The organism is Mycobacterium sp. TH-M82, assembly GCF_057473605.1.
Map to the genome: position 1 here is coordinate 1 of NZ_JBYCKY010000190.1, position 2,365 is coordinate 2,365.

Annotated in this window: 3 protein-coding genes; all 3 read right to left on the bottom strand. The window is 61.7% G+C overall.

Going from position 1 to position 2,365, the window contains the following annotated elements; genetic code table 11:
- On the bottom strand, window positions 1-1,285 hold a 1,285-nt coding region (locus AC2VON_RS05675; protein ID WP_486952061.1), incomplete at its 3' end, for an FtsK/SpoIIIE domain-containing protein.
- Window positions 1,282-1,704, bottom strand: a complete 423-nt coding sequence (locus tag AC2VON_RS05680) for a plasmid replication, integration and excision activator (protein ID WP_486952062.1) — start codon at window positions 1,702-1,704, stop codon at window positions 1,282-1,284. The genes AC2VON_RS05680 and AC2VON_RS05675, both read right to left, overlap by 4 nt.
- Before the next feature lie 100 nt (window positions 1,705-1,804).
- On the bottom strand, window positions 1,805-2,365 hold a 561-nt coding region (locus AC2VON_RS05685), incomplete at its 5' end, for a GntR family transcriptional regulator (RefSeq protein ID WP_486952063.1).

Sequence of the window (2,365 nt, forward strand, 5' to 3'; positions counted from 1 at the left end):
CGTATCGCTTTGCAGTGGCGCGGATTTGGTCATCGCTCCAAAAGTCGGATCGCACCTTGGTCACCTGTCCGTCTTCGGCGATGACGTAGCCGGTACCGGGTTGGTTGGGGCTGATTCGGTGCGCGGGCGCTTTGTCGACCATGCCGTCGCCGAGCACCATCGCGACTTCGTCGCGTGAACGCAGCCGCAGTGCGATGGTCTGGGTGAACAATTCCCGCATGGGGATGATTTCCTTACGGGGATCTTGTACGAATGCGGCCACCACAATCCCGAGGCCGCGGCCTTTGGACAAGATCCGCGACAACGATGCTTTGGCCGCTTTGCACATGGCCGGATCGGACAAGTAATTGGTCAGACCGGCGAATTCGTCGATCAGGAGCACCACCAACGGCGTATCACGAGTCGCGCTGTGTTGGCGTGAGTGTCCGGCCATACGTTGCCCGCGCTGGTCCATCAACTTCTCCAGCGCGGCAAGGGTTTCCACAGCATCGGTTTCCGTGGTGGCGATCTTCGTGAACAGATCAGAGCCGACCGATAATTCGATACCGTATTTCAGGTCGATTCCCACCAGGCGAACCACACCGGCGGCGACAGCAGGACCGAGGCCACAGGCGATGCCCCAGAAGATGGAGCCTTTGCCTGAACCTGAGCAGCCCACAGTGAGGGTGTGCAGTCCGCTCAATTGCAGACTCCAGGTTGAGCCATTCTCGCATCGCCCCAGTGCGACTCGTGTTGTTGTCACTGCTGTGGGTCGTGCCGCGTGACCTACCGTCGACAGCTGTTCTCGCATGACTAGCTCGATCCGAAGCGTCCCGGGAGAGACGACGACCGACCGCGCGGAGTGTGCGCCCGCAGCGTCGCGGATCGCTGGGACGGCGCGCTCGATGTCGTCGACTGTCTGGCCCATCCTGGCGCGGACCGTCAGACGAAGGCTGGTGTGGGACACGTCTGTTGCCAACAGTTTCGGATGAAGCCAGCGGGTGGAGGTGACCTGCTGGCCTTCTTTGTTACGGCGAGTGACCTGCTCGGGGGCGGATAGCCCGCAGCGCTTGCAGAGCCTGTACCAGGAGACGTAAGCCCAGAGCCGCCAGCGTAGAAGTCGGACCGGTGTTGCGAATCGTTCCTCGTACGCCTCGGGTGAGTGCAGTCGCCAGAAGACGAGGGCGGCGGCGCAGACTGCTACGACGATCGCCACGCACAGGCCGAGACTGGTGAGGAAACTCAACACGTGATCGAGCCGGAACGGCGTGTCGGGATCGAGCGGTGCGTACGGATCGGGATTCATGCCGATTCCCGGGTGGTCGTTGCGCTAGCGGATGGCTTGCCCGGTGCCCTCATGTCGGAGGCTCGAAACGACCAGGCGATCCGGGAGAAGTCGCCCGACCGCTCAACGTACGGCAGCGCCATGAGCCCGTCGAAAACCACTGGGGTAAAGGGTGTCCCGCTGGAATTGGCGGGCGCAGAGGGCTGCGTCGGTGATGCGAACTTGACCGTCACCGTTCGGCTGCGCTTCGGTGCGGCCGGGTCACCGTCGAGCACTTCGACCTGCCACATCGGCAAGCCGGTATCACGATCTCTCGCCTGCACGCGGTTCTCGCCGGAGGACTTGTCGAAGTCGATCATGGGCGTCACCTCGGATACGAGGAATGCGCCGAGGGAGAACACCTGGTCGTGGCCGATCTGGAGCCATTTGGGGATGGACATTGCTGAACCTTTCGAGTGGATTTGACTAGATGACTACTTAACCTAGTCGTCTAGAGGAGTAAGTCAAGCGTTCTGGCGCACTTGGTGGTTTCGCGGTGTTTCACCGCGCTGAGAAGTCGTATTCCAGCAGGTAGGCCGATGCCACCTTGACCGTGTCGCACACCTCAACGGCCACGTCATTGGTGTCATAGGCAGTCCGAACGACGGTGAGAACAGGCGCCCCTGGCGGAAGCTGCAAGGCGCGGCGTTCTTCGGGGGTCGGCATTCGGGCGCCGACCTCTTCGGTGAATCTCGCGAGGGTGTGGCCAGATTCTTCGAGACGCGCATATATGCCGCCCGGACCGGTGTCGGTCTGTTCGATCTTCGTTCCCTTGGCGAATGCGGCAGGAATGTAGGAGGTCGCGGTTTCGACTGGTTTGCCATCGGCGAGGTAGCGCCGTGAACGAACCACGACTTCATCATCTGATGTCAGTCGAAGGCGTTCGGCAACAACAGAATCCGGCCTCTCGCGGGTCACGGTAATGTTGTCGACCTGAGGGGTGTAACCGGACTTCTCCGCTTCGACGGTGAATGCGGCTTTGCCGCTGGCGCGATGTTGCCGCGCGAAGCGATCGGAGGCGAGCCTCCTAATTGGGGGAGCGGGTCGCACAAACACACCGCG

What these genes read in the sequence shown, in the direction of transcription:
- AC2VON_RS05680 (WP_486952062.1), bottom strand. Translation starts at nt 1,704, where the DNA reads ATGTCCATCCCCAAATGGCTCCAGATCGGCCACGACCAGGTGTTCTCC.